General features: G+C 58.7%; 21 protein-coding genes. 9 read left to right on the top strand and 12 right to left on the bottom strand.

The genetic code is table 11. The features are described from left to right. Positions 1 to 95 precede the first annotated feature (95 nt). Together KUF73_RS06955 and KUF73_RS06950 are read right to left on the bottom strand one after the other, a co-directional pair. Entirely contained in the window at positions 96 to 1,166 is a 1,071-nt protein-coding gene (locus KUF73_RS06955) for an AI-2E family transporter (protein ID WP_218437307.1), read from the bottom strand. A gap of 31 nt (positions 1,167 to 1,197) precedes the next feature. After that, positions 1,198 to 1,437 carry a sulfurtransferase TusA family protein gene (locus KUF73_RS06950; protein ID WP_096512996.1) on the bottom strand — a complete coding sequence of 80 codons (240 nt, stop codon included), beginning with the start codon at positions 1,435 to 1,437 and terminating at the stop codon, positions 1,198 to 1,200. Positions 1,438 to 1,535: 98 nt separating this feature from the next. Here KUF73_RS06950 and KUF73_RS06945 point away from each other — a divergent pair, with 98 nt between their 5' ends. After that, on the top strand, positions 1,536 to 2,969 hold the full coding sequence (locus tag KUF73_RS06945) for a M48 family metalloprotease (RefSeq protein WP_218437306.1): 1,434 nt from the start codon (positions 1,536 to 1,538) through the stop codon (positions 2,967 to 2,969). Positions 2,970 to 3,045: 76 nt separating this feature from the next. Here KUF73_RS06945 and KUF73_RS06940 read toward each other — a convergent pair whose 3' ends face one another. The 4 genes from KUF73_RS06940 to rpoE all read right to left on the bottom strand — a co-directional run bounded on the left by KUF73_RS06940 (position 3,046) and on the right by rpoE (position 6,820). Next, positions 3,046 to 4,473 carry a DegQ family serine endoprotease gene (locus KUF73_RS06940; RefSeq protein ID WP_218437305.1) on the bottom strand — a complete coding sequence of 476 codons (1,428 nt, stop codon included), beginning with the start codon at positions 4,471 to 4,473 and terminating at the stop codon, positions 3,046 to 3,048. A 178-nt stretch (positions 4,474 to 4,651) separates the two neighbouring features. Beyond that, positions 4,652 to 5,611, bottom strand: a complete 960-nt coding sequence (locus KUF73_RS06935; RefSeq protein ID WP_218437304.1) for a MucB/RseB C-terminal domain-containing protein — start codon at positions 5,609 to 5,611, stop codon at positions 4,652 to 4,654. Positions 5,612 to 5,619: 8 nt separating this feature from the next. Continuing rightward, positions 5,620 to 6,207: a sigma-E factor negative regulatory protein gene (locus KUF73_RS06930; RefSeq protein WP_218437303.1), complete on the bottom strand. Its 588-nt coding sequence runs from the start codon at positions 6,205 to 6,207 to the stop codon at positions 5,620 to 5,622. 31 nt (positions 6,208 to 6,238) lie between these two features. After that, positions 6,239 to 6,820, bottom strand: coding sequence for an RNA polymerase sigma factor RpoE (rpoE, locus tag KUF73_RS06925; protein ID WP_003172477.1), 582 nt, complete (start codon positions 6,818 to 6,820; stop codon positions 6,239 to 6,241). Between the two features lie 557 nt (positions 6,821 to 7,377). Here rpoE and nadB point away from each other — a divergent pair. Beyond that, on the top strand, positions 7,378 to 8,994 hold the full coding sequence (nadB, locus tag KUF73_RS06920) for an L-aspartate oxidase (protein ID WP_218437302.1): 1,617 nt from the start codon (positions 7,378 to 7,380) through the stop codon (positions 8,992 to 8,994). Here the strand turns inward: nadB and KUF73_RS06915 are convergent. Next, a complete protein-coding gene (locus tag KUF73_RS06915) occupies positions 8,963 to 9,415 on the bottom strand; it encodes a protein YgfX (protein ID WP_218437301.1) in 453 nt (150 codons plus the stop codon). The two genes, nadB and KUF73_RS06915, sit on opposite strands and share 32 nt — an antisense overlap. Further along, complete coding sequence (locus KUF73_RS06910; RefSeq protein WP_028624454.1) at positions 9,399 to 9,653, bottom strand: succinate dehydrogenase assembly factor 2; 255 nt, start codon at positions 9,651 to 9,653, stop codon at positions 9,399 to 9,401. The genes KUF73_RS06915 and KUF73_RS06910 overlap by 17 nt, the downstream gene beginning before the upstream one ends. Positions 9,654 to 9,802: 149 nt before the next feature. Between KUF73_RS06910 and KUF73_RS06905 the strand changes: the two genes are divergently transcribed. Then, on the top strand, positions 9,803 to 10,744 hold the full coding sequence (locus KUF73_RS06905) for a folate-binding protein YgfZ (protein ID WP_218437300.1): 942 nt from the start codon (positions 9,803 to 9,805) through the stop codon (positions 10,742 to 10,744). A gap of 35 nt (positions 10,745 to 10,779) precedes the next feature. Continuing rightward, the gene (locus KUF73_RS06900) at positions 10,780 to 11,601 is read left to right on the top strand and encodes an HDOD domain-containing protein (protein ID WP_218437299.1); all 822 of its coding nucleotides are present in this window, start codon (positions 10,780 to 10,782) and stop codon (positions 11,599 to 11,601) included. Positions 11,602 to 11,689: 88 nt separating this feature from the next. Here KUF73_RS06900 and KUF73_RS06895 read toward each other — a convergent pair whose 3' ends face one another. Together KUF73_RS06895 and KUF73_RS06890 are read right to left on the bottom strand one after the other, a co-directional pair. Next, a complete protein-coding gene (locus KUF73_RS06895) occupies positions 11,690 to 13,078 on the bottom strand; it encodes a sensor histidine kinase (protein WP_218437298.1) in 1,389 nt (462 codons plus the stop codon). Beyond that, entirely contained in the window at positions 13,071 to 13,742 is a 672-nt protein-coding gene (locus tag KUF73_RS06890; protein WP_218437297.1) for a response regulator, read from the bottom strand. Before KUF73_RS06890 ends, KUF73_RS06895 begins: the two co-directional genes overlap by 8 nt. A gap of 407 nt (positions 13,743 to 14,149) precedes the next feature. On the opposite strand from KUF73_RS06890, the gene KUF73_RS06885 reads away from it, so the two are divergent. From KUF73_RS06885 to KUF73_RS06870, 4 genes are read left to right on the top strand one after another with little or no spacing between them, the layout of a single operon-like run. Then, the gene (locus KUF73_RS06885; RefSeq protein ID WP_218437296.1) at positions 14,150 to 15,127 is read left to right on the top strand and encodes a tripartite tricarboxylate transporter substrate binding protein; all 978 of its coding nucleotides are present in this window, start codon (positions 14,150 to 14,152) and stop codon (positions 15,125 to 15,127) included. Between the two features lie 58 nt (positions 15,128 to 15,185). Continuing rightward, the gene (locus tag KUF73_RS06880; RefSeq protein ID WP_218437295.1) at positions 15,186 to 15,644 is read left to right on the top strand and encodes a tripartite tricarboxylate transporter TctB family protein; all 459 of its coding nucleotides are present in this window, start codon (positions 15,186 to 15,188) and stop codon (positions 15,642 to 15,644) included. 1 nt (position 15,645) lies between these two features. Then, positions 15,646 to 17,160, top strand: coding sequence for a tripartite tricarboxylate transporter permease (locus tag KUF73_RS06875; RefSeq protein ID WP_218437294.1), 1,515 nt, complete (start codon positions 15,646 to 15,648; stop codon positions 17,158 to 17,160). Beyond that, the gene (locus tag KUF73_RS06870; protein WP_218437293.1) at positions 17,153 to 18,196 is read left to right on the top strand and encodes an AbrB family transcriptional regulator; all 1,044 of its coding nucleotides are present in this window, start codon (positions 17,153 to 17,155) and stop codon (positions 18,194 to 18,196) included. The genes KUF73_RS06875 and KUF73_RS06870 overlap by 8 nt, the downstream gene beginning before the upstream one ends. Before the next feature lie 85 nt (positions 18,197 to 18,281). Here KUF73_RS06870 and ung read toward each other — a convergent pair whose 3' ends face one another. Further along, a complete protein-coding gene (gene ung / locus KUF73_RS06865; RefSeq protein ID WP_218437292.1) occupies positions 18,282 to 18,974 on the bottom strand; it encodes a uracil-DNA glycosylase in 693 nt (230 codons plus the stop codon). Positions 18,975 to 19,106: 132 nt separating this feature from the next. On the opposite strand from ung, the gene KUF73_RS06860 reads away from it, so the two are divergent. Beyond that, positions 19,107 to 20,219: an enoyl-CoA hydratase/isomerase family protein gene (locus KUF73_RS06860; RefSeq protein ID WP_218437291.1), complete on the top strand. Its 1,113-nt coding sequence runs from the start codon at positions 19,107 to 19,109 to the stop codon at positions 20,217 to 20,219. 116 nt (positions 20,220 to 20,335) lie between these two features. On the opposite strand, the gene KUF73_RS06855 is transcribed toward KUF73_RS06860, so the two are convergent. Continuing rightward, a complete protein-coding gene (locus KUF73_RS06855; protein ID WP_218437290.1) occupies positions 20,336 to 20,812 on the bottom strand; it encodes a hypothetical protein in 477 nt (158 codons plus the stop codon). Between the last annotated feature and the right edge of the window lie 98 nt (positions 20,813 to 20,910).

Below are 20,910 nucleotides of genomic sequence, written 5' to 3'. Positions count from 1 at the left end.
ACCGAAAAAGATCGCAGCCTGCGGCAACTCCTACATGGATCGTATTTCAATGCAGGAACTGCCGCAGGTTGCGATCTTTTTGCATCACCACCGATTTAAAGCAACGGCGCCACAATCGGTTCTTTTCTCGGCCAAGCATCCAGTACGGCTTTGAACAGCGTCGCCAGGGGAATCGCAAAGAATACGCCCCAGAAGCCCCACAACCCGCCAAACAACAGTACTGCACAAATGATAGCCACCGGGTGCAGGTTGACCGCTCCCGAGAACAGCAACGGCACCAGCACGTTGCCGTCCAGTGTCTGGATGATCCCGTAAACCGCCATCAAATAAATGAACTGATCGCTCCAGCCCCACTGGAACAACGCAATCAGCATGACCGGCACGGTCACCACGACAGCCCCGACGTAGGGCACCACCACTGACACACCAACCAGCAATGCCAGCAGCGCCGCGTAATTGAGATCCAGAACGACAAACGCGATGTAGGTCACGCCACCGCAAATGAAGATCTCAATGACCTTGCCGCGAATGTAGTTGGCGATCTGCCGATTCATTTCATGGGCGACACGGGTGATCAGCGCTCGCTCACGGGGCAGATAACCGCGCACCCACTGGCCGATCATTGCCCGATCCTTGAGGAAGAAAAACACCAGGATCGGCACCAGGACCAGGTAGATCATGATGTTCACCAGCAGCGGCAGGCTCGACAGCGAGAACGTCAGCGCCCACTGGCCGAACTTGCCAATCTCGCCCCGCGCCACTTCGATCGCTTGCAGCACCTGCTCGTCAGACACCAGATGCGGATAGCGTTCCGGCAGCAGTAGTAACAGCGACTGCCACTTGGCAAGCATGCCGGGCAACTCGTTGAACAGCGTGATCAGCTGATGCCATAGCAACGGCACCACAATCACAATGAACACCAGCAACAACCCCATGAACAATGCAAAGACCAGCCCCACTGCCGCCCCGCCCGGTACACGCAGGCGTTCGAGGGTCACTACCAGCCCCTGCATCAGGTAAGCCAGGACCATCCCCGCCAGCACCGGCGCAAGCATGCCGCCCAGCGTGAGCACGGCGGTGAACGCCAGGAACAGCAGGACCGCCAGCACCACGGCTTCTTCATCGGAGAAGTAACGCTGAATCCAGTCGCGTAACACTTTGAACATCAATAATCCTTAGGAACAAACGCAGCAGGTTTCAGGCTTTTTTCAACCAGTAGCGGTACACGCCCGCTTCATCTTCTTCACGAAGCAGCGTATGACCGGCCAATCGGGCAAAGGTGCGAAAGTCGCGCTGTGAACCGGCGTCGGTGGCGATCACCTTGAGCACCGCGCCACTGGTCATCCGATTGAGTTCCATCTTCGCCTTGAGCAACGGCAACGGGCAATTCAAGCCACTGGCGTCCAGTTCAACGTCATGGGCTACAGCGTCGGTCATTGCATCACTCCGGGTCAGGTCGTTGAGCTGCCTAGAATATCTGGTCGCAAGGCTGGTGTCCGGCTACAGTAAGGTCTTTGTCGACTAAGGCTTTGTGCATGACTTTTTTGCGCCCTACCCTGCTGACGCTCGCTTGCCTGCTTGCCTCACCAGGCTTCGCCGACGACCTGCCGTCACTCGGCGACGCCAGCTCTGCCATTGTCTCGCCGCAGCAGGAGTACCAATTGGGCCGTGCATGGCTGGCGCTCCTGCGTAGCCAGGTGTCGCAGCTCAACGATCCACAGCTCAAGGACTACGTCGAATCCAGCGTTTATCGACTGGTGGAAACCAGCCAGGTCAATGACCGGCGCCTGGAGTTCATCCTGATCAACAGCCCGCAACTCAACGCCTTCGCCGCACCGGGCGGAATTGTCGGGGTGAACGGTGGCCTTTTCCTCAATGCCCAGACTGAAGGCGAATATGCCTCGGTACTGGCTCACGAATTGGCTCACTTGTCGCAACGTCACTTTGCCCGTGGTGTCGAAGCCCAACAACGCATGCAAGTGCCGATGATGGCTGCTTTGCTGGCCGGTATCGTGATCGCAGCGGCCGGTGCCGGCGATGCGGGTATCGCAGCCATTGCCGGTACACAGGCGGCAGCGATTCAGGAACAGCGGCGATTCTCACGCCAGAACGAACAGGAAGCGGACCGCATCGGCATCCTCAACCTGGAAAAGGCAGGTTACGACCCACGCTCAATGCCTACGATGTTCGAGCGCCTGGGGCGTCAGTATCGCTATGACGCTAAACCACCTGAATTCCTGCTGACTCACCCGGTCACCGAATCGCGGATCGCCGACACCCGTAACCGTGCCGAACAGGCCCCGCAGGGCGGCATCGAAGACACTCTGCGTTATCAGCTGATTCGTGCGCGAGTCCAGCTGATTTATGAAGAAACGCCAGGCCTGGGGGCCAAACGCTTCCGCGCCGAGCTGGATGAAAACCCAAAAAACGATGTCGCTCGCTATGGCTTGGCCATCGCCCAGATCAAGGGTGGCCAACTGAACGAAGCGCGGGAAAACCTCAAGCCGCTGCTGGCCAAGTCGCCGAACGAAATCATCTATAACCTTGCTCAGATCGACCTGGACACCACCAATAACCGCCTGCCGGATGCGCAATCCCGGGTGGATCGAATGCTGACCCAGTACCCGGGCAACTATCCGCTGAACCAGGTCCGGGTCGACCTGCTGCTGAAACAGAACCGCGCTGCCGACGCCGAAAAAGCCCTTGAAGGCCTGCTCAAGTCGCGCCCGGACGATCCGGACGTCTGGTATCAGGTTGCCGAGACTCGCGGCCTGTCAGGCAACATCATCGGCCTGCATCAGGCGCGCGCCGAGTACTTCGCACTGGTGGGCGACTATCGCCAGGCCATCCAGCAACTGGACTTCGCCAAGCGCAAAGCCGGCAGCAATTTCCCGCTGTCGTCGCGAATCGATGCCCGTCAGCGAGAGCTGATGGAGCAAGAGCGCATGATCAAGGACATGATGGGCTGACGGCTTTATCAACAAATTTCAGGCACAAAAAAACCGCCTCTTTCGAGGCGGTTTTTTTATTCAGCCAACAACCGGATTATTCAGCCAGTTTGAAGGTTATGAAGCTGGCGCGACCTTGACGCAGAACGCGCATCGACACCGAGCGATTCTTCGGCAGCGACTTGGCGATCTCCGTGAACTGCTTGGTGGACTCAACGGCCTGATTGTTCAAGTGAGTAATGACATCACCTGGCTGCAAGCCGATCATTGAAGCAGGGCCATCCTGCACTTCCTTGATCACCACTCCGCCTTTGAGGTCGTAGGTTTTCCTCTGCTCATCGGTCAGTTCGACTACGGAAACACCCAGCCGATTGCTGCTGCGCTCGACACTGGACTTAGGCAAGGCGTCCAACTCTTTGCCTTCTTCCGGAATAGCACCGACAGTCAACTCAATGTTCTGGCGCTTACCTTCGCGAATCACTTCCAGATTGGCTTTAGCGCCCGCTTTCAGCGCGCCTACAAGGTGCGGCAGATCGGCGGACATAACGATCGGCTGACCGTTCATGCTCAGGATCACGTCGCCAACTTGCAGGCCACCCTTGGCAGCCGGGCCGTCATCCTGGATCTGCGCAACCAGCGCACCGGCCGGCTTCTCCAGACCAAACGACTCGGCCAGATCCTTGTTCACTTCCTGGATCACGACACCCAGCCAGCCACGACTGACTTTGCCACCGCTTTTCAGCTGGTTGGAAACGTCCATGGCCACGTCGATAGGGATCGCGAACGATACGCCCATAAAGCCGCCAGAACGGGTGTAGATCTGCGAGTTGATCCCGACCACTTCGCCATTCAGGTTGAACAACGGACCACCGGAGTTGCCCGGGTTGATCGGCACGTCGGTCTGGATGAACGGCACATAGTTCTCGTTCGGCAGGCTACGGCCGACGGCACTGACAATGCCTTGAGTCACGGTGTGGTCAAAGCCAAATGGCGAACCGATTGCAACGACCCACTGGCCGGCCTTCAGATCCTGGGATTTACCCAGTTTCAAGACTGGCAGGTCCTTGCCTTCGATTTTCAGCAATGCCACGTCAGAACGTGTGTCAGTGCCGACCAGCTTGGCCTTCATTTCGCTGCGATCGGCGAGGCGCACGAGAATTTCGTCGGCATCGGCGATTACGTGGTTGTTGGTCAAGATGTAGCCGTCAGGCGAGATGATGAAACCCGAACCCAGGGATTGGGCCTCACGCTGTCGATCACCGCGGGGTGAACGAGGTGGCGGCATACCACGTTCGAAGAACTCGCGCAGCATTGGCGGCAAGCCTTCCAGGTCCGGCATCTGCTGGGCCGACACTTTGCGGTCTGGCAGTTTTTGCGTGGTACTGATGTTTACCACCGCAGGCGAGGCCTGTTCGACCAGCTGCGTGAAGTCAGGCAATTCGACTGCTTGAGCAGCGACCGACTGACCGAGCACCAGGACGGTGGCAAAGATGGAGAGGTAAGACTTCAAGCGTGGTATCGACATACGGCTCCCGTTACGACGAGCATGGTTAAGCGATATGGATCAAGGAACACCGAGAAAGATACGCCGGTATTTTTGTTCCGGGAACAACAAACAAGGCCAGAGCCGAGGGGCTCTGACCTATAAAAAATCTCAGGGGAATTTGCAAATTGAAATGCTCACGAAACATTTCGATCTCAGCTCACTGCGTGGCAGCAGTGGCATCAGTGCGCATGGAAAGCGCAATCCGTTCAGCGGTGCCTACGGGGATTTCGCCCACCACCGTCACCATCATTTCGCCTTGGGGCGTGTTCATGCGACGGGAAACAGCAACGGTTGGCCCCAACTGAGCACGGGCATCAGTGACTGTTGCGCCATTCAAAGGCTCCAGGAATACCGAAAAACGCGCCAGACCATCGTCATACATCAGGCTATTGACCTGAGTTTTGGTTTCCGGATCCTTGCGCGCCGTACTGCTGGTGAGTTCGAAACCGGGCGGAAGCCAGTCTGAGTGCCAGACTTGAGCGGTCTTGATTGCAGAAGCCTTGTCACTGTCGAGGTTGACCGCTTTGCAATCTGCGCCCGCCTGCAAACTGCCATCAGAAGGAACTTCAGCGGTATTTAACTGCGTGAACTGGAACCGCTCCAGCAACTGCCCTTTGTCATTGAGCAACAATGACTTGAGAGGCAGGCCGGTTTCTTTATCCAGATGCAGTTCAAAACCGTAGCGGTGTTGATCGCGAGGTGTCAGCGTCACAATCACGGCCGGTCGCCCGGCCACGCGAGACTTGCCAACGACAGCAAGGTCATACCAATTCTTGAGCTTTTGTGGATCGAGTGCACGAGCTGCTGAGTTGGGGGAATCCCCAAGCCCTGCGATCAAGGTGCCGCTAACGCATTGAGTATGCCCATCAACGCGCACGACCTCCTGAGCGGAGCCATCGAGCTGGAGTAACCGCTCGCGGACCTTGCCATCCTGGACACGATGCCAGATGTTGTGGGTAGAAAAACTACCGTTACGCTCGTAGACGAAAGTACCTTGGAAGCTTTGCTGCTGCTCGGCTTGACCAAGACGGGTCAACCAGTCCTGGGCTTCATCGGCGTGGGCTGGAACAACAATCCAGCCACCAAGCAAAAGCGTAAGTAAAGGTATGGCGCGCATGATCCTCCTTAACGGTTTTCCAGGCTTGCTGCACGAGCATAAGGCAGAGCGCTCTCAGTACCTTTCAGTGCAGCCTGTTGAGCATGTTGGCGCAGGTAGCTCGGCAGACGTTGATCGTGCCAGCCTGGCTGACCTTGCAATACGCCGTTGGCCATAGGGCCAGTGGCTTCCGAACTCTCATTGTAGCCTGCCAATACGGCCGGGCCCTTAACTTGAGGCGCGATCAGGTTTTGTTGACCGGATTGCTGAGCCAGCTCGACACCTGCAATCTCGTCCTGGTTGTACAGACGAACACCGGCCAAAACCGCGAGAGTTACCGAAGCGGCAACTGCCAGACGACCCAGGCTGCGCCATGGACCACGAGTGGCTTTTGCCGGTACGGCCTCATCAGCCAGTGCGGCAGAAACAGCCGCTGCGATGTCCAGACGTGGAAGCAGCAGATCCTTGTGCATCACTGCCCGAGCGATCTGATAACGAGCCCACGTTTCACGGGTTTCAACATCGTCACAGGCATTCAATACCCGACGCAATTCCAACTCGTCCGCTTCGTTATCCATCACTGCGGACAGCGATTCCTGCAGGGCTTCACGACTCATGGCGTTCCTCTCTTGGCTGTCGCCGCTGTCTTTAGTTTTCCTGCAACAACGGCTGCAGGGCTTTATCGATGGCCTCCCGGGCGCGGAAAATCCGGGAGCGCACGGTGCCTACCGGACACTGCATGACGCTCGCAATGTCCTCGTAACTCAGACCATCGAATTCACGTAAAGTTAAAGCCGTACGCAAATCTTCTGGCAGTTGCTGAATGGTTCGATGGACGGTGCCTTCGATCTCATCCCGCAGCAAAGCTCGTTCTGGCGACTCGAGATCCTTGAGGCCATGATCGCCATCGTAGAACTCTGCATCCTCGGAACTTACATCGCTATCCGGCGGCCGACGGCCGCGTGAAACCAGATAGTTTTTCGCCGTGTTAATGGCGATGCGGTAGAGCCACGTATAAAACGCGCTGTCGCCGCGAAAATTTCCAAGCGCACGGTATGCCTTGATAAAGGCCTCTTGTGCCACATCCTGGGCTTCATGGGTGTCGTGCACGAAACGCACGATCAACCCGAGAATTTTGTGCTGGTATTTCAGCACTAGCAGATCGAAAGCACGCTTGTCGCCGCGTTGAACGCGTTCGACCAGTTGCTGATCCTCTTCCTGGGTTAGCATGAACACTCCTCGATAAGCTCGGAGGAGGCTTGCATTACTAAACGACCGGGCTTGCAAACATAGACTCGGGCTTTTCGCAAAAGTTCTCCCCCTCCAGGCAAGTTTCCTGCGGGCTCTGATTCGGCACGCACGAAAAACGCAGCGCGAGATGGCCCGGCTGCGCAAATAATCTTGTTATCGAATTCACTGGCAAGGATCCAACTGCAGATCCTGCACTGAAGCCGACACTGTCCCTTGATTCAGGCAACCGTCTATTGATCTTGGGCCTTTGGCAAAAGTTCCAAATATTTATAGCCGTGCCAAGCCGACATTGTGCAACCTTGAAGGTAAAAGGACTGTTAAATCCACGATACAGTCTTCAAGTCGCCGAACTGGCCAAAAAACATCCGACGAAGCGTCGGGTCTTTTCTGTCACGGTAGTTTCACAATGCCATATGGGCTCGGGTATTGTGCCGCTCCCCCCCTCTATATACTAGTGGGCTGTGCGGCTGCCTGACTCGCCTGTCCAGTTGTCTGGCGCCTACCCCGACCCGGGTCGCTTTGAGCGGAATCCTGAAATGAGCCAACAGTTTCAACACGATGTTCTGGTAATTGGCAGCGGCGCTGCCGGCTTGAGCCTTGCGCTGACCTTGCCCGGTCATTTGCGCATCGCTGTACTGAGCAAAGGCGACCTCGCCAACGGCTCGACCTTCTGGGCGCAAGGAGGTGTTGCTGCGGTCCTGGACGACACTGACACAGTCGAATCCCACGTCGATGACACCCTCAATGCTGGCGGTGGCCTGTGCCACGAAGACGCCGTGCGCTTTACCGTCGAACACAGTAAAGAAGCGATCCAGTGGCTGATCGACCAGGGCGTGCCGTTTACTCGCGATGAACAGTCCGGCACTGAAGATGGCGGATTCGAGTTTCACCTGACCCGCGAAGGCGGCCACAGTCACCGGCGCATCATCCATGCCGCCGATGCTACTGGCGCTGCAATTTTCAGAACCCTGCTCGCCCAGGCAAAACAAAGACCGAACATCGAGTTGCTGGAACAGCGCGTCGCGGTCGATCTGATCACCGAGAAACGCCTGGGCCTTGAAGGCGATCGCTGCCTAGGCGCGTACGTGCTTAATCGCGGGACCGGCGAAGTCGACACCTATGGCGCGCGCTTTGTCATCCTTGCATCCGGCGGCGCCGCCAAGGTTTACCTCTATACCAGCAACCCCGATGGCGCCTGCGGTGACGGCATCGCCATGGCCTGGCGCTCAGGCTGCCGGGTAGCGAACCTGGAATTCAACCAGTTCCACCCCACCTGCCTGTATCACCCGCAAGCCAAGAGTTTCCTGATCACTGAAGCCCTGCGCGGCGAAGGTGCACACCTGAAACTGCCCAACGGCGAACGCTTCATGCAGCGTTTCGACCCACGGGCCGAATTGGCCCCTCGGGACATCGTCGCCCGGGCCATCGACCATGAGATGAAGCGCCTTGGTGTCGATTGCGTCTATCTGGACATCAGCCACAAGTCCGAAGAGTTCATCAAGACGCACTTTCCGACCGTGTATGAGCGCTGCCTCGAGTTCTCCATCGATATCACCAAACAACCGATCCCGGTGGTCCCGGCGGCGCACTATACCTGCGGCGGCGTGATGGTCGATCAGCAGGGTCGCACTGATGTGCCGGGGCTGTATGCGATTGGCGAAACCAGCTTCACCGGTCTGCACGGCGCCAACCGCATGGCCAGCAACTCGCTGCTGGAGTGCTTTGTCTATGCGCGTTCGGCGGCGGCGGACATCGTTGAACAGTTGCCACAGGTTTCGGCGCCTGACGCCCTGCCTGTCTGGGATGCTAGCCAGGTTACCGACTCCGATGAAGATGTAATCATCGCGCATAACTGGGACGAACTGCGGCGCTTCATGTGGGACTACGTGGGCATCGTGCGCACCAACAAGCGCCTGCAGCGGGCTCAGCACCGCGTTCGTCTGCTGCTCGATGAAATCGATGAGTTCTACAGCAACTATAAAGTAAGCCGGGATTTGATCGAACTGCGTAACCTGGCCCAGGTGGCCGAGCTGATGATTCTGTCAGCCATGGAGCGCAAGGAAAGTCGTGGCCTGCATTACACCCTCGACTACCCGAAGATGTTGCCGGTCGCCCTCGACACTATTCTGGTGCCGCCCACCTACGCCGACTGAACTTGAGCCGCACCCGCAGGCGTCGGTGCAGATCCGCCGCCTGCGAATCCCGTGGCACGCAAATCGCCCGGACTCGCCGCTCACCGCGCAGACGAAATCTCAATACCACGACCAACGGCAGCGCCAGACTGTCCGGGCGTAGCTGCACCGGCTGCCATCCCTTCGCCTGATTCCATAACTGCCAGCCATCGGCATCGCGACGCAAACCGCAAAAGGCCTGCGGATGCGTCAGTAGAATCTGACGAGGCAGCGCCCAAAAGCCATGCAACAGGCAGCAAAAAGCGCCAGACAGGCTGGCCCAAAGCGGAATAGCGAGAAGAAACAGCGAACCCAGCGCGAACAGCTGGACCAACAGATACGCCGCCAGCAACTGCCGTGAGGCATGCCAGCGGCATTCAAAACCATTACTTGGGCTGGACACGGTCCAGAATCATGCGAACCATGCGTTGCAGCTCAGGATCTTCCGATTCAGCACGTTCCATGAACCAGCCGAACATGTCCTGATCTTCGCATTCGAGCAACCTGACGTAGCAGTCGCGATCGACCTGGTTAAGGTGCGGATAAACCTCTTTCACAAACGGCACCAGCAACACGTCAAGCTCAAGCATGCCGCGGCGGCTGTGCCAGTAGAGGCGATTCAGTTCAACATCTTCGACCATGGAGCGCTCCTCAAATAGGCCGCAAGTATACAGCCCCGCGCCTCGTCGAACAGTCGGCTTTGGTCGGGCACCGGCGATCCTTTGTTAACTACCCATTTCAACAGCGCCCCCTTATCATGTCCGCCAGACTCTTTACCCTGCGATGACCCATGGCCGATTCTGCTTTTTTCTGCACGCTGTCTCATGAAGGTGTTCTCGCGGTCCGTGGCGCGGACGCCGGCAAGTTCCTGCAAGGCCAACTGACCTGCAATCTCAACTACCTGAGCGATACTCAAGCCAGCCTCGGCGCGCGCTGCACGCAGAAAGGCCGGATGCAGTCGAGCTTCCGCATCCTGCTCGAAGGTGACGGCGTACTTATGGCCATGGCCAGTGAGTTGCTGGCACCGCAGTTGGCGGACCTGAAAAAATACGCCGTGTTCTCCAAATCCAAACTGACAGATGAAAGCGCTGCCTGGGTCCGCTTCGGCGTTGATCATGGTGACGCTGCCCTGCACAGCCTGGGTCTTGAGCTGCCAGCAGACACCGATCAGGTCGTGCGTAACGACGGTTTGATCGCCATTCGGGTTTCGCCGGATCGTGCGGAACTCTGGGTCGCCGCCGAGCAAGCTGACAGCATCAAGGCCAAGCTGTCCGCCCTGTTGGCCGAGGGCGATTTGAATCAATGGGTGCTGGGCCAGATCCGCGCAGGGATCGGTCAGGTAATGCCGAGCACTCGCGAGTTGTTCATCCCGCAGATGCTCAACCTGCAAGCCGTCGGTGGCGTGAGTTTCAAAAAAGGCTGCTACACAGGCCAGGAAATCGTCGCGCGAATGCAGTACCTGGGCAAACTCAAGCGCCGCTTGTATCGCGTGCAACTGGACGCCAACGATTTGCCTGAGCCTGGCACTCAGCTGTTTTCCCCGAGCCACGGCAGTTCAATCGGCGAAGTAGTTCTGGCCGCACGCAGCGAGCAACACATTGAGTTGCTCGCTGTATTGCAAGCCGAAGCGGCAGAAGGCGGCGACATTCACGTCGGAGCGCTCGACGGCCCGGCCCTGCACTTGCTCGACCTGCCTTATCAACTGGATCGCGACCGCGAAATCCAGCGTTAACAGCAGTACTTTTTGCAACACCCTAGAGAAACGAAATGAGTGAGCTGGCGGAAAAGGTCCAACAGGATTTGGTTGAGGCCATCGATAACGATGACCTGGTTCTGCCAACATTACCGGAAGTGGCTCTGCAGATTCGCAAGGCCGCTGAAGACCCGGAAGTCAGTATCAGCGCCTTGAGCAAAGTGATCGGCCGCGATGCTGCGCTTTCAGCGCGCCTGATCAAAGTGGTCAATAGCCCGTTACTGCGCGCGACCCAGGAAGTCACCGAGTTGCACACGGCGGTCACCCGCCTGGGGATCAACTACAGCAGCAACCTGGCCATCGGCCTGGTCATGGAACAGATCTTCCATGCCCGCTCCGAGGTGGTAGAACAGAAAATGCGCGAAGTGTGGCGCAAAAGCCTGGAAATCGCCGGTGTCAGCTATGCGTTGTGTCGCAATTACACCCAGCTCAAGCCTGACCAGGCCGCCCTTGGCGGTTTGGTGCATCAGATTGGCGTGCTGCCTATCCTCACCTATGCCGAAGATCACTATGAATTGCTGTCCGACGCGGTCAGCCTCAATCATGTGATCGATCAGATTCATCCCTTGCTCGGCGACAAATTACTCAGGGTCTGGGAATTTCCGGACATGCTGGTGCAGGTGCCGCGCCTGTATCTGAACTTCAAGCGCGAGTCAGCGCAGATCGATTATGTGGATCTGGTACAGGTGGCCAGCCTGTATTGCCACAAAGACACCGATCACCCTTTCGCGCGTATCGACCCCTTCAGCGTGCCCGCCTTCAACAAGCTCGGAATTGATCCCGACAACAAGGCAATGTGCGACGAACTGGAAGAAACGCGGACGATGTTTTATTAACAGCTTCGCGGGGCAAGCCTCGCGCCTACAGGACAGTGTGACTCTGCAGGAGCGAGGCTTGCCCGCGAAGACACCAGCACAAACACCCTCACTCCCCCGCTATAAAACTCACCCGCACCTTCAGCCCCGCTTTTTCACCATCATGCAGGCTGATCTGCGCCAAATGCGCCCGACAAATCTCACCCACAATCGCCAACCCCAACCCCGAACCTGCCACCTGCTGATTGCGACGGTAAAAGCGCTCGAACACCCGATCACGCTCATCCAGCGGAATGCCCGGCCCATCGTCCTCGACCTCCAGCACCGCCGGCGCCGAGACCCGCAGAATGACGTTACCGCCCGATGGCGTATGGGCCAGCGCGTTATCTACCAGATTGCTCAACAGTTCATTCAGCAACGTCGGCTCGCCCCGCATCCATACCGGCTCGTCCGCTTCCAGCGCCAGCGCCACGCCGCGCTTATGGGCCAGCGGCGCCATAGCCATACCTAATTCACGCGCCAGTTGGCTGAGATCGAGCAACTGCGCGCCGCCCTCGGCAATTGCTCGGGCGCCATTTTCGACCCGCGCCAGGGAGAGCAATTGATTGGCCAGATGAGTCAAGCGATCGGTGCCCTGAGCGGCGGTTTCCAGGGTACTGCGCCAGGTTTCGGGTTCGCTCGAACGTAAGCCCAACTCCAGGCGCGCCTTGAGCGCCGCCAACGGGGTGCGCAGTTCGTGGGCCGCATCGGCGATGAACTGCGCCTGGCGCTCGAACTGTCCGCGCAGGCGTTCGGTAAAGTGATTGAGTGCGCGCACCAAGGGCCACAACTCGTGTTGCACTTCAACCAATGGCAATGGCCGCAGGTCGTCCGGCTGGCGCTCTTCCACCGCTGTGCGCAGCCGCTCCAGTGGGCGCAACGCCGCACTGACGGCAAACCACACCACCATCAGCGCTCCGACCGCGAGCATGCCCAAACGCAACAACGTGTCCGCCGCCAGACTTCGGGCCATGCTGACCCGCGCCTCGTCGGTTTCGGCCACGCGGATTTCCGCCATGCCATTCATGTTCGGCTCGCTGACCGGCTTAAGCAGGCTCACCACACGCACGTTTTGCCCTCGGTAGGTCGCGTTGTAAAAGCGCGCCAGCGCCGGATAGTCATCGGTGCGCGGCGTTCCTGGTGGCGGCGCAGGCAGGTTTTCGTAGCCGGAGATCAGCTTCTGATTGATGTCGTTGACCAGGTAAAAAATCCGCCCGGCGCTGTCGTAAGCAAAGGTGTCGAGGGCCACGTAAGGCACGTCGGCGCTCAGCGTGCCATCACGTTGGGTTACGCCTGCGGCGATGGTCCGGGCAGAAGCGAGCAAGGTGCGGTCATACGCGGTATCGGCAGCTTCGCGCCCATTCCAGTAGGCGCTCAATCCGCTAGCCAGCATTAACACCACCAACAACAGCGCCAGGTTCCACAGCAACCGCCAGCGCAGGCTGCTGGGCTTATGCATCGCGGCTTTCCAGCAAGTAACCAAGCCCGCGGAACGTCACGATGGCAACCGGCTGGCCGTCGAGTTTCTTGCGCAAGCGGTGCACATAGATTTCGATGGCATCGGGACTGGCCTCTTCATCAAGGCCGAACACTTGGGAAGCCAGTTGTTCCTTGCTCATCACCCGACCGGGACGAGCAATCAGCGCTTCAAGCACAGCCTGCTCGCGGGAAGTCAGGGTCAACAGTTCTTCACCGAGGGTGAAGCGCCGCGTCTCCAGATCGTACGCCAGCACGCCACAACGCTGCACGCGCTCACCGCCTAATACACTGCGGCGCAGCAAGGCTTTGACCCGGGCTTCGAGTTCGCTGAGTTCGAACGGTTTGGCCAGGTAATCATCGGCGCCCAGGTTGAGCCCATGGACCCGGTCCTTGACGTCGCTGCGGGCGGTCAACATCAACACCGGCAAATTCTTGCCCCGTGCACGCAAACGCGCCAGCACCTCAAAACCATCCATGCGCGGCAGGCCGACATCGAGTATCGCCATGGCGTATTCCTCGCTGCCCAGCGCCAGATCCGCAGCCACGCCATCGTGCAGCACATCCACGGTCAACCCGGTGCTTTTGAGTGCCTGGGCGACACTTTCGGCAAGCTGCAGATGGTCTTCGACAAGCAGGACACGCATGGATTTTCACCTCAATCAGGAATGGTCGACGCCCTTCTTTGGCGCGGAGTTTACAGCGGCATCCGTCGCTGTGAAGCCTGAAAAACCTTGAAAGCCCGCTGAAAGGTTAGCGAAAGGTTGGGCCGTTAGAGTCGGCCCACGGATGGTTTCGTCTGCCGACCATCGAATCGTAGTTTGAAAACGTGCTTTGACATGTAACTACCGAAAAACGCCTCGAAGCGTTTTCGCCAATAAGAACAATAACCGAGGTACTGCACCATGCTGTCCACACAGCTTCAGGCTTACCCGCCCCATCCTTTTCTTCGATCCCCATTGTTTACGCTTGCCAGCGCCGTAGCCGGTTGCACGGCGTGAAACTGCCGCGCCTGAAACATCCCCAAAAACAAAAACTCCCGTGGAGACTAAAAATGAATCGATCAATGCGCCGTTTCGCCCTTGCCGCCAGCTGCATGCTGTTCGCCGGCCAACTGATGGCCGAACCCAAACGCCCGGAATGCATTGCGCCGGCGTCGCCGGGTGGTGGTTTCGACCTGACCTGCAAACTGGCGCAAAGCGCGCTGGTCAACGAGAAACTGCTGACCAAACCGATGCGCGTGACCTACATGCCCGGCGGTGTTGGCGCGGTCGCGTACAACGCGGTGGTCGCTCAGCGCCCAGCGGATGCCGGCACTCTGGTGGCCTGGTCCAGCGGTTCGCTGTTGAACCTGGCTCAGGGTAAGTTCGGGCGTTTCGATGAAACCAATGTGCGCTGGCTGGCCGCCGTTGGCACCAGTTACGGTGCCATCGCGGTGAAAAGCGATTCGCCCTACAAGACCCTCGACGATCTGGTACAGGCGCTGAAGAAAGATCCGAGCAAAGTGGTGATCGGTTCCGGCGGCACCGTCGGCAGCCAGGACTGGATGCAAACCGCGTTGATCGCCAAAGCCGCCGGTATCAACCCGCGCGACTTGCGCTACGTCGCCCTCGAAGGCGGCGGTGAAATCGCCACTGCCCTGCTCGGCGGCCACATCCAGGTCGGCAGCACCGACATTTCCGACTCCATGCCACACATCCTCAGCGGCGATATGCGCTTGCTGGCAGTGTTCGCCGACAAGCGCCTCGACGAGCCAGAGATGAAAGACATCCCGACTGCCAAAGAGCAAGGCTACGACATCGTCTGGCCGGTGGTTCGCGGCTTCTACCTCGGGCCAAAAGTCAGCGATGAAGACTACGCCTGGTGGAAAGCGGCCTTCGACAAACTGCTGGCGTCCGAAGACTTCGCCAAGCTGCGCGATCAGCGTGAACTGTTCCCGTTCGCCATGACCGGCCCGGAGCTGGACACCTACGTGAAGAAGCAAGTCGCGGACTACAAAGTGCTGGCCAAAGAGTTCGGCCTGATTCAGTGATCGCCTTTGTCTAGCGGCTACGGCCTCCGCTTGCGAGGCCGTGGCACAGGAGTTTCCCATGCTCTTACAACGCATTTTTGCTTCAGTGCTGTTGCTGGTCTGCGTCGGCCTGGCGCTGATGGCGTGGCCGTACCAGGCGGCTTTTTCCTACGAACCGGTAGGGCCTCGGGCCTTCCCATTGTTGATGATTGGCCTGATGGGTGCGGCGCTGCTGTACATGATTTTTCGTCCGGCGCCGATCAAACACAGTGCTGAGGAACCGCCGCTGGATCGCGAAACCCTGACCAAAATCGGTCTCTGCGTGGTGCTGTTGCTGGTGTTCGCCGGCACCTTCGAACCCTTGGGTTTCATCGTCGCCAGCATCCTGACCGGTGTGCCGATGGCGCGCCTGTATGGCGGTCGCTGGTTGCCTAGCGTCGTGATTATCAGCCTGATGGCCGTCGGCCTTTACCTGCTGTTCGACAAGTTGATGGACGTGCCGCTGCCCTTGGGCGTGCTCGACGTTCTGGAGAACTGATATGGATACTCTTGGCTATTTGGGTCAGGGCTTCGGCGTCGCGCTGAGCCCGTACAACCTGGTAACCGCATTGTGCGGCACCCTGATTGGCACCGTGGTTGGCCTGTTACCGGGCCTGGGGCCGATCAACGGCGTGGCGTTGCTGATACCGATAGCATTCGCCCTCGGCCTGCCACCGGAGTCTGCATTGATCCTGCTGGCGGCGGTGTACCTGGGTTGTGAATATGGCGGCCGGATCAGTTCGATCCTGCTGAACATTCCGGGCGAAGCTTCCACCGTGATGACCACCCTCGACGGCTATCCGATGGCCCGCCAGGGTTTGGCCGGCGTGGCGCTGTCGTTGTCAGCGTGGAGTTCGTTCATCGGCGCGTTCATCGCCACCTGCGGCATGGTGTTGTTCGCCCCGCTGCTGGCGAAATGGGCGATTGCCTTCGGCCCGGCGGAATACTTCGTATTGATGGTGTTCGCGATCGTTTGCCTGGGCGGCATGGCCGGTGATCGACCGCTCAAGACTTTTATCGCGGCACTGATCGGCTTGTTCATGTCGACGGTCGGCATCGATGCCAACAGCGGTGTGTACCGTTTCACCGGCGACAACATTCACCTGACTGACGGCATTCAATTCGTGGTGCTGGTGCTGGGTCTGTTCTCCATCAGCGAAATCCTCCTGTTGCTGGAAAAAACCCACCACGGCCAGGAAGCGGTGAAAGCCACCGGGCGCATGATGTTCAACTTCAAGGAAGCGGCGTCGGTGTTCACGGTGAACCTTCGCTGCGGCGTACTTGGCTTCATCATGGGCGTGTTGCCAGGTGCCGGCGCGACCCTGGCCAGTGCCGTGGCCTACATGACCGAGAAGCGCATTGCCGGTGCCAACGGCAAGTTCGGTGAAGGCGACAAACGCGGCCTCGCCGCACCGGAAACCGCCATCGGTGGCGCGGCCTGTGGGGCGCTGGTGCCGATGCTGACCCTGGGTGTTCCGGGGTCGGGCACCACGGCGGTGATGATCGGCGCGTTGTCGCTGTACAACATCACGCCGGGTCCACTGCTGTTCCAACAGCAACCCGACATCGTCTGGGGCCTGATTGCTTCGTTGTTCATCGCCAACGTCATGCTGGTGATCCTCAACATTCCGATGATCCGCATCTTCACCCGCATCCTCGCCGTGCCGAACTGGGCACTGGTGCCAGTGATCGCGATCATCACCGGGATCGGCGTCTATGCGGTGCACGCCACCACGTTCGACCTGTTCCTGATGATCGGCATCGGCATCTTCGGTTACATCCTGCGCAAGCTGGACTTCCCGTTGTCGCCACTGTTGCTGGGTTTCATCCTCGGCGGCCTGATGGAGCAAAACCTGCGTCGTGCCCTGTCGATCTCCAACGGTGCGCTGGAAATCCTCTGGTCGAGCCCGATCACTTTCGGTTGCTGGGTCCTGACGGCGATCATGCTGCTGATGCCGATCATCCGTATCTGGCGCAAACGCTCAGCGGCTCAACGCGCGATTGCCGATGTCTGATCGAACACCTTTCAAAGCCTGGTGGGGAACCCCGCTAGTCGGTCTGCTGGGCGGCTATGTCGCCAGCCAGATCGGCTGGCCGTTGCCGTGGATGGTCGGCTCGCTGCTGGCGATCATCCTGGTGCGCTGCCTGACGCCCTGGCAATTGGCGGAAATTCCTGGTGGCCGCAAATGCGGTCAGTGGGTTGTAGGAATCGGCATCGGCCTGCACTTTACGCCGGTGGTGATGGAGCAGGTGCTAGGCCACTTCGGGCTGATTTTCTTCGGTGCGTTGGTGACCAGCCTGTCCGCAGTGGTCGGGGTCTGGTTGATGCGGCGCACCGGTGAGGATCGCGCCACCGCATTCTTTTCCAGCATGCCGGGCGGTTCCGGGGAGATGGTCAACCTCGGTGCCCGTAATGGCGCGGTGCTCAGTCGCGTTGCCGCAGGGCAGAGTTTGCGGGTGCTGGTGGTGGTGCTTTGCGTGCCGGCAGCCTTCAAATATTTATTAGGCGACGGTACGCCGGTGTTGCAGGCTACGGCGGTCGACTGGCGCTGGCTGGCCCTGCTGTTTCCTGCCGGTGCGTTGGCGGCGTGGATCTGGGAGCGTCTGCGTCAACCCAACCCCTGGCTGTTCGGGCCGTTGCTGGTGAGTGCGGCGGTGAGCATCGGTTGGGATCTGCATACCGGTTTACCTCACGGTGGCAGCCAGATCGGTCAATGGCTGATCGGCAGCGGTTTGGGTTGTCACTTCAATCGGCAGTTTTTCCGTCGCGCGCCATCGTTCATGGGCCGGACATTGATTGGCACGGTGCTGACGATGTTGATCGCCACGGCGGCGGCATTGGGTTTGAGCGCGCTGACTCATCTGGATCTGCGCTCGTTGACTTTGGGCATGATGCCTGGCGGGATTGCGGAGATGAGCCTGACGGCGGAAACCCTGCAATTGTCGGTGCCGCTCGTGACGGCGATGCAGGTGATGCGGCTGTTATTTGTGCTGTTTCTGGCGGAGCCGTTGTTCAAGTATTGGAACCGGCTTCCGAAGTCAGATTCATAGACCGAGTTGTACCCTTCGCGGGCAAGCCTCGCTCCTGCAGAGGAATGTAATTTTTCTGTAGGAGCGAGGCTTGCCCGCGAAGCTTTTAGACTGGTGGCAATCGCCACTCGATCGGCGTCTCGCCATTCTGTTCCAGAAACTTGTTGGTCCGGCTGAAGTGCCCGCAACCAAGAAAGCCGCGATAGGCAGACAGTGGTGACGGATGCACCGAGGTCAGCACCAGGTGCTTGGTGGCATCGATGAGTTTCTGTTTGCTTTGGGCATGCGCGCCCCACAGCATAAACACCAGATGCGGTTGCTGCTGACTGACCACTTCAATGATCCGATCCGTAAAAAACTGCCAGCCCTTATCTTTGTGCGCATTGGCATTGGCGCGCTCCACGGTCATGGTGGTGTTGATCATCAACACACCTTGATCGGCCCAGCTTTGCAGGTAGCCGTGGCTGGGAATGTCGATATTCAGGTCGCGTTTCAACTCTTTATAGATATTCACCAGCGATGGCGGCGCGGGCACCCCCGGTTGCACCGAGAAGCACAAGCCATGGGCCTGGCCAGGGCCGTGATACGGGTCCTGGCCAAGGATGACCACCTTGACCTTGTCCAGCGGCGTTGAGTTGAGCGCGTTGAAAATCATCGGACCCGGTGGATAGATTTCCTTGCCGGCCGCCCGCTCCTCTTGCAGGAATTTTCGCAACTCTGCCATGTAGGGCTGGTCGAATTCGGCACGCAGCGCCTCCTTCCAGCTCGGTTCGAGTTTGATACGGTCGTCAGCAGTCATGGTCATATCCGGTAAAAACAATGGGGCGAACCCTAAGAAGGCCCACCACGCTTGTCAATTGATCTGACGCAGATCCGGCACTTTCCCACACAGCGATCATACTCAACCCTCAAATTCCCGATCGAGGTCACGATGAATCTGCACTTCGAAGAACTCACCGGCACCGACGGTGCCCGCATCGGCATTGCCAGCCTGGATGCCGAACAGTCGCTCAATGCCCTGTCCTTGCCGATGATCAACGCCCTGCGCGATCAACTGGACGCCTGGGCCAAGGAACCGCAAATCGTCTGCGTCCTGTTACGCGGTAACGGCACCAAGGCCTTTTGCGCCGGTGGCGAAGTGCGCAGCCTGGTTCAAGCTTGCCGCGCCCATCCCGGTGAAGTGCCACCCTTGGCCGCGCAGTTCTTCGCCGCAGAATATCGCCTGGACTTCAGCCTGCACACCTACCCCAAACCACTGATTTGCTGGGGCCATGGTTATGTGCTCGGCGGTGGCATGGGACTGCTGCAAGGCGCAAGCATTCGCATCGTCACGCCCAGCAGTCGCCTGGCAATGCCGGAAATCAGCATCGGCCTGTACCCGGACGTCGGGGCCAGTTGGTTTCTATCACGGCTGCCCGGCAAGCTCGGCTTGTTCCTCGGCCTGACCGGCGCCCATATGAACGGTCGTGATGTGATCGATCTGGACCTCGCCGACCGTTTCCTGCTCGATGAACAGCAGGAAGCGCTGATCGAAGGTTTGTTGCAGTTGAACTGGCAGGAACAAACGCCGATGCAGCTCAACAGCTTGCTCAAGGCCATGCAGCAGGAAGCTCTCGCCAAAATGCCCGAGGCCCAATGGTTGCCGCGACGCCAGCGCATCGATGAACTGCTGGATGTCAGTGACGTGCGTTGCGCCTGGAAGGCCATCAGCCAGTTGCGCGACAGCACGGATCTGCTGCTCAGCCGTGCGGCGAAAACCATGAGCGAAGGCTCTCCGCTAACCGCGCATCTGGTGTGGGAACAAATCATCCGCGCCCGGCATATGTCACTGGCTCAGGTTTTTCAAATGGAATACACCTTGAGCCTGAACTGCTGCCGACATCCGGAATTCAGCGAAGGCGTGCGCGCGCGGTTGATCGACAAGGACCACAAACCGCACTGGCATTGGCCGGATATCAACAACGTGCCGGATGCGGTGGTGGAGGCGCACTTCCACAAGGCATGGGAAGGCCGGCATCCGTTGGCGGATCTGTCGCAGTACTAAATAAAATGTGGGAGCGAGCTTGCTCGCGAAGGCGCTGTGTCAGTTGACATTAATGTTGTCTGACACACTGCCATCGCGAGCAGGCTCGCTCCCACATGCTGGATTTTTATAGGTGATTAACGGTGATCGCCCCGACCGTCGTGGTCACCGTGACCGTTACGGTCGCCACGGCCGCCGTGATTGTTATTGCGCCCGCCATTCCCTTGGTAGTCATTGTTCCAACCGCCACGGTTTCGGCCGTCCCAGCCATGATTCTGATACGCCCGGTAGTCGGCCCGAGGCGGCTGGTAATTACGCGATGGTGATTGGTAATAGTGCGGCGCCGGTTGATAGACCCGCGGTTGCGAATAATACCGCGGGGTGGGCTGGTAATACCGTGCAGGCGGCGCGTAATACCGGGCCGGTGGCGTGTAGTAACCGCCGCCGTTTGAGTAGTAAGAACTGCCGCCGGCGTAATAGGCCGGTGCTGGCGAGGTATAGACCTCGGAACTGTAGTAGCTGGCTCCTCCATCGGAATAAGGCACGCACCCACCAACGGACAATCCCAACATAGCAATGAGTAGAATTCGGCGGAGCTTTTTTTGACAGAGCATGGCGGCCTCCTGGACCGCGAGTGAGCCATACCAGCGACGCTGGCAGGCGACAGTCACTTGTTTTGTAACTGTCGAAATATCTGACATCGAATTCGGAA

The sequence above is a fragment of the Pseudomonas sp. PD9R genome (assembly GCF_019200975.1).
Taxonomy (GTDB): Bacteria; Pseudomonadota; Gammaproteobacteria; order Pseudomonadales; family Pseudomonadaceae; genus Aquipseudomonas.
The sequence above is the reverse complement of the archived record's forward strand: the minus strand, read 5'-3'. Positions and strand labels throughout refer to the sequence as shown.

What these genes read in the sequence shown, in the direction of transcription:
- ung (WP_218437292.1), bottom strand. Translation starts at nt 18,974, where the DNA reads ATGACTGCTGACGACCGTATCAAACTCGAACCGAGCTGGAAGGAGGCG.
- KUF73_RS06855 (WP_218437290.1), bottom strand. Translation starts at nt 20,812, where the DNA reads ATGCTCTGTCAAAAAAAGCTCCGCCGAATTCTACTCATTGCTATGTTG.
- rpoE (WP_003172477.1), bottom strand. Translation starts at nt 6,820, where the DNA reads ATGCTAACCCAGGAAGAGGATCAGCAACTGGTCGAACGCGTTCAACGC.
- KUF73_RS06900 (WP_218437299.1), top strand. Translation starts at nt 10,780, where the DNA reads ATGAGTGAGCTGGCGGAAAAGGTCCAACAGGATTTGGTTGAGGCCATC.
- KUF73_RS06930 (WP_218437303.1), bottom strand. Translation starts at nt 6,207, where the DNA reads ATGAGTCGTGAAGCCCTGCAGGAATCGCTGTCCGCAGTGATGGATAAC.
- KUF73_RS06895 (WP_218437298.1), bottom strand. Translation starts at nt 13,078, where the DNA reads ATGCATAAGCCCAGCAGCCTGCGCTGGCGGTTGCTGTGGAACCTGGCG.
- KUF73_RS06945 (WP_218437306.1), top strand. Translation starts at nt 1,536, where the DNA reads ATGACTTTTTTGCGCCCTACCCTGCTGACGCTCGCTTGCCTGCTTGCC.
- KUF73_RS06910 (WP_028624454.1), bottom strand. Translation starts at nt 9,653, where the DNA reads ATGGTCGAAGATGTTGAACTGAATCGCCTCTACTGGCACAGCCGCCGC.
- KUF73_RS06870 (WP_218437293.1), top strand. Translation starts at nt 17,153, where the DNA reads ATGTCTGATCGAACACCTTTCAAAGCCTGGTGGGGAACCCCGCTAGTC.
- KUF73_RS06890 (WP_218437297.1), bottom strand. Translation starts at nt 13,742, where the DNA reads ATGCGTGTCCTGCTTGTCGAAGACCATCTGCAGCTTGCCGAAAGTGTC.
- KUF73_RS06905 (WP_218437300.1), top strand. Translation starts at nt 9,803, where the DNA reads ATGGCCGATTCTGCTTTTTTCTGCACGCTGTCTCATGAAGGTGTTCTC.
- KUF73_RS06955 (WP_218437307.1), bottom strand. Translation starts at nt 1,166, where the DNA reads ATGTTCAAAGTGTTACGCGACTGGATTCAGCGTTACTTCTCCGATGAA.
- KUF73_RS06885 (WP_218437296.1), top strand. Translation starts at nt 14,150, where the DNA reads ATGAATCGATCAATGCGCCGTTTCGCCCTTGCCGCCAGCTGCATGCTG.
- KUF73_RS06875 (WP_218437294.1), top strand. Translation starts at nt 15,646, where the DNA reads ATGGATACTCTTGGCTATTTGGGTCAGGGCTTCGGCGTCGCGCTGAGC.
- KUF73_RS06950 (WP_096512996.1), bottom strand. Translation starts at nt 1,437, where the DNA reads ATGACCGACGCTGTAGCCCATGACGTTGAACTGGACGCCAGTGGCTTG.
- KUF73_RS06940 (WP_218437305.1), bottom strand. Translation starts at nt 4,473, where the DNA reads ATGTCGATACCACGCTTGAAGTCTTACCTCTCCATCTTTGCCACCGTC.
- nadB (WP_218437302.1), top strand. Translation starts at nt 7,378, where the DNA reads ATGAGCCAACAGTTTCAACACGATGTTCTGGTAATTGGCAGCGGCGCT.
- KUF73_RS06935 (WP_218437304.1), bottom strand. Translation starts at nt 5,611, where the DNA reads ATGCGCGCCATACCTTTACTTACGCTTTTGCTTGGTGGCTGGATTGTT.
- KUF73_RS06860 (WP_218437291.1), top strand. Translation starts at nt 19,107, where the DNA reads ATGAATCTGCACTTCGAAGAACTCACCGGCACCGACGGTGCCCGCATC.
- KUF73_RS06880 (WP_218437295.1), top strand. Translation starts at nt 15,186, where the DNA reads ATGCTCTTACAACGCATTTTTGCTTCAGTGCTGTTGCTGGTCTGCGTC.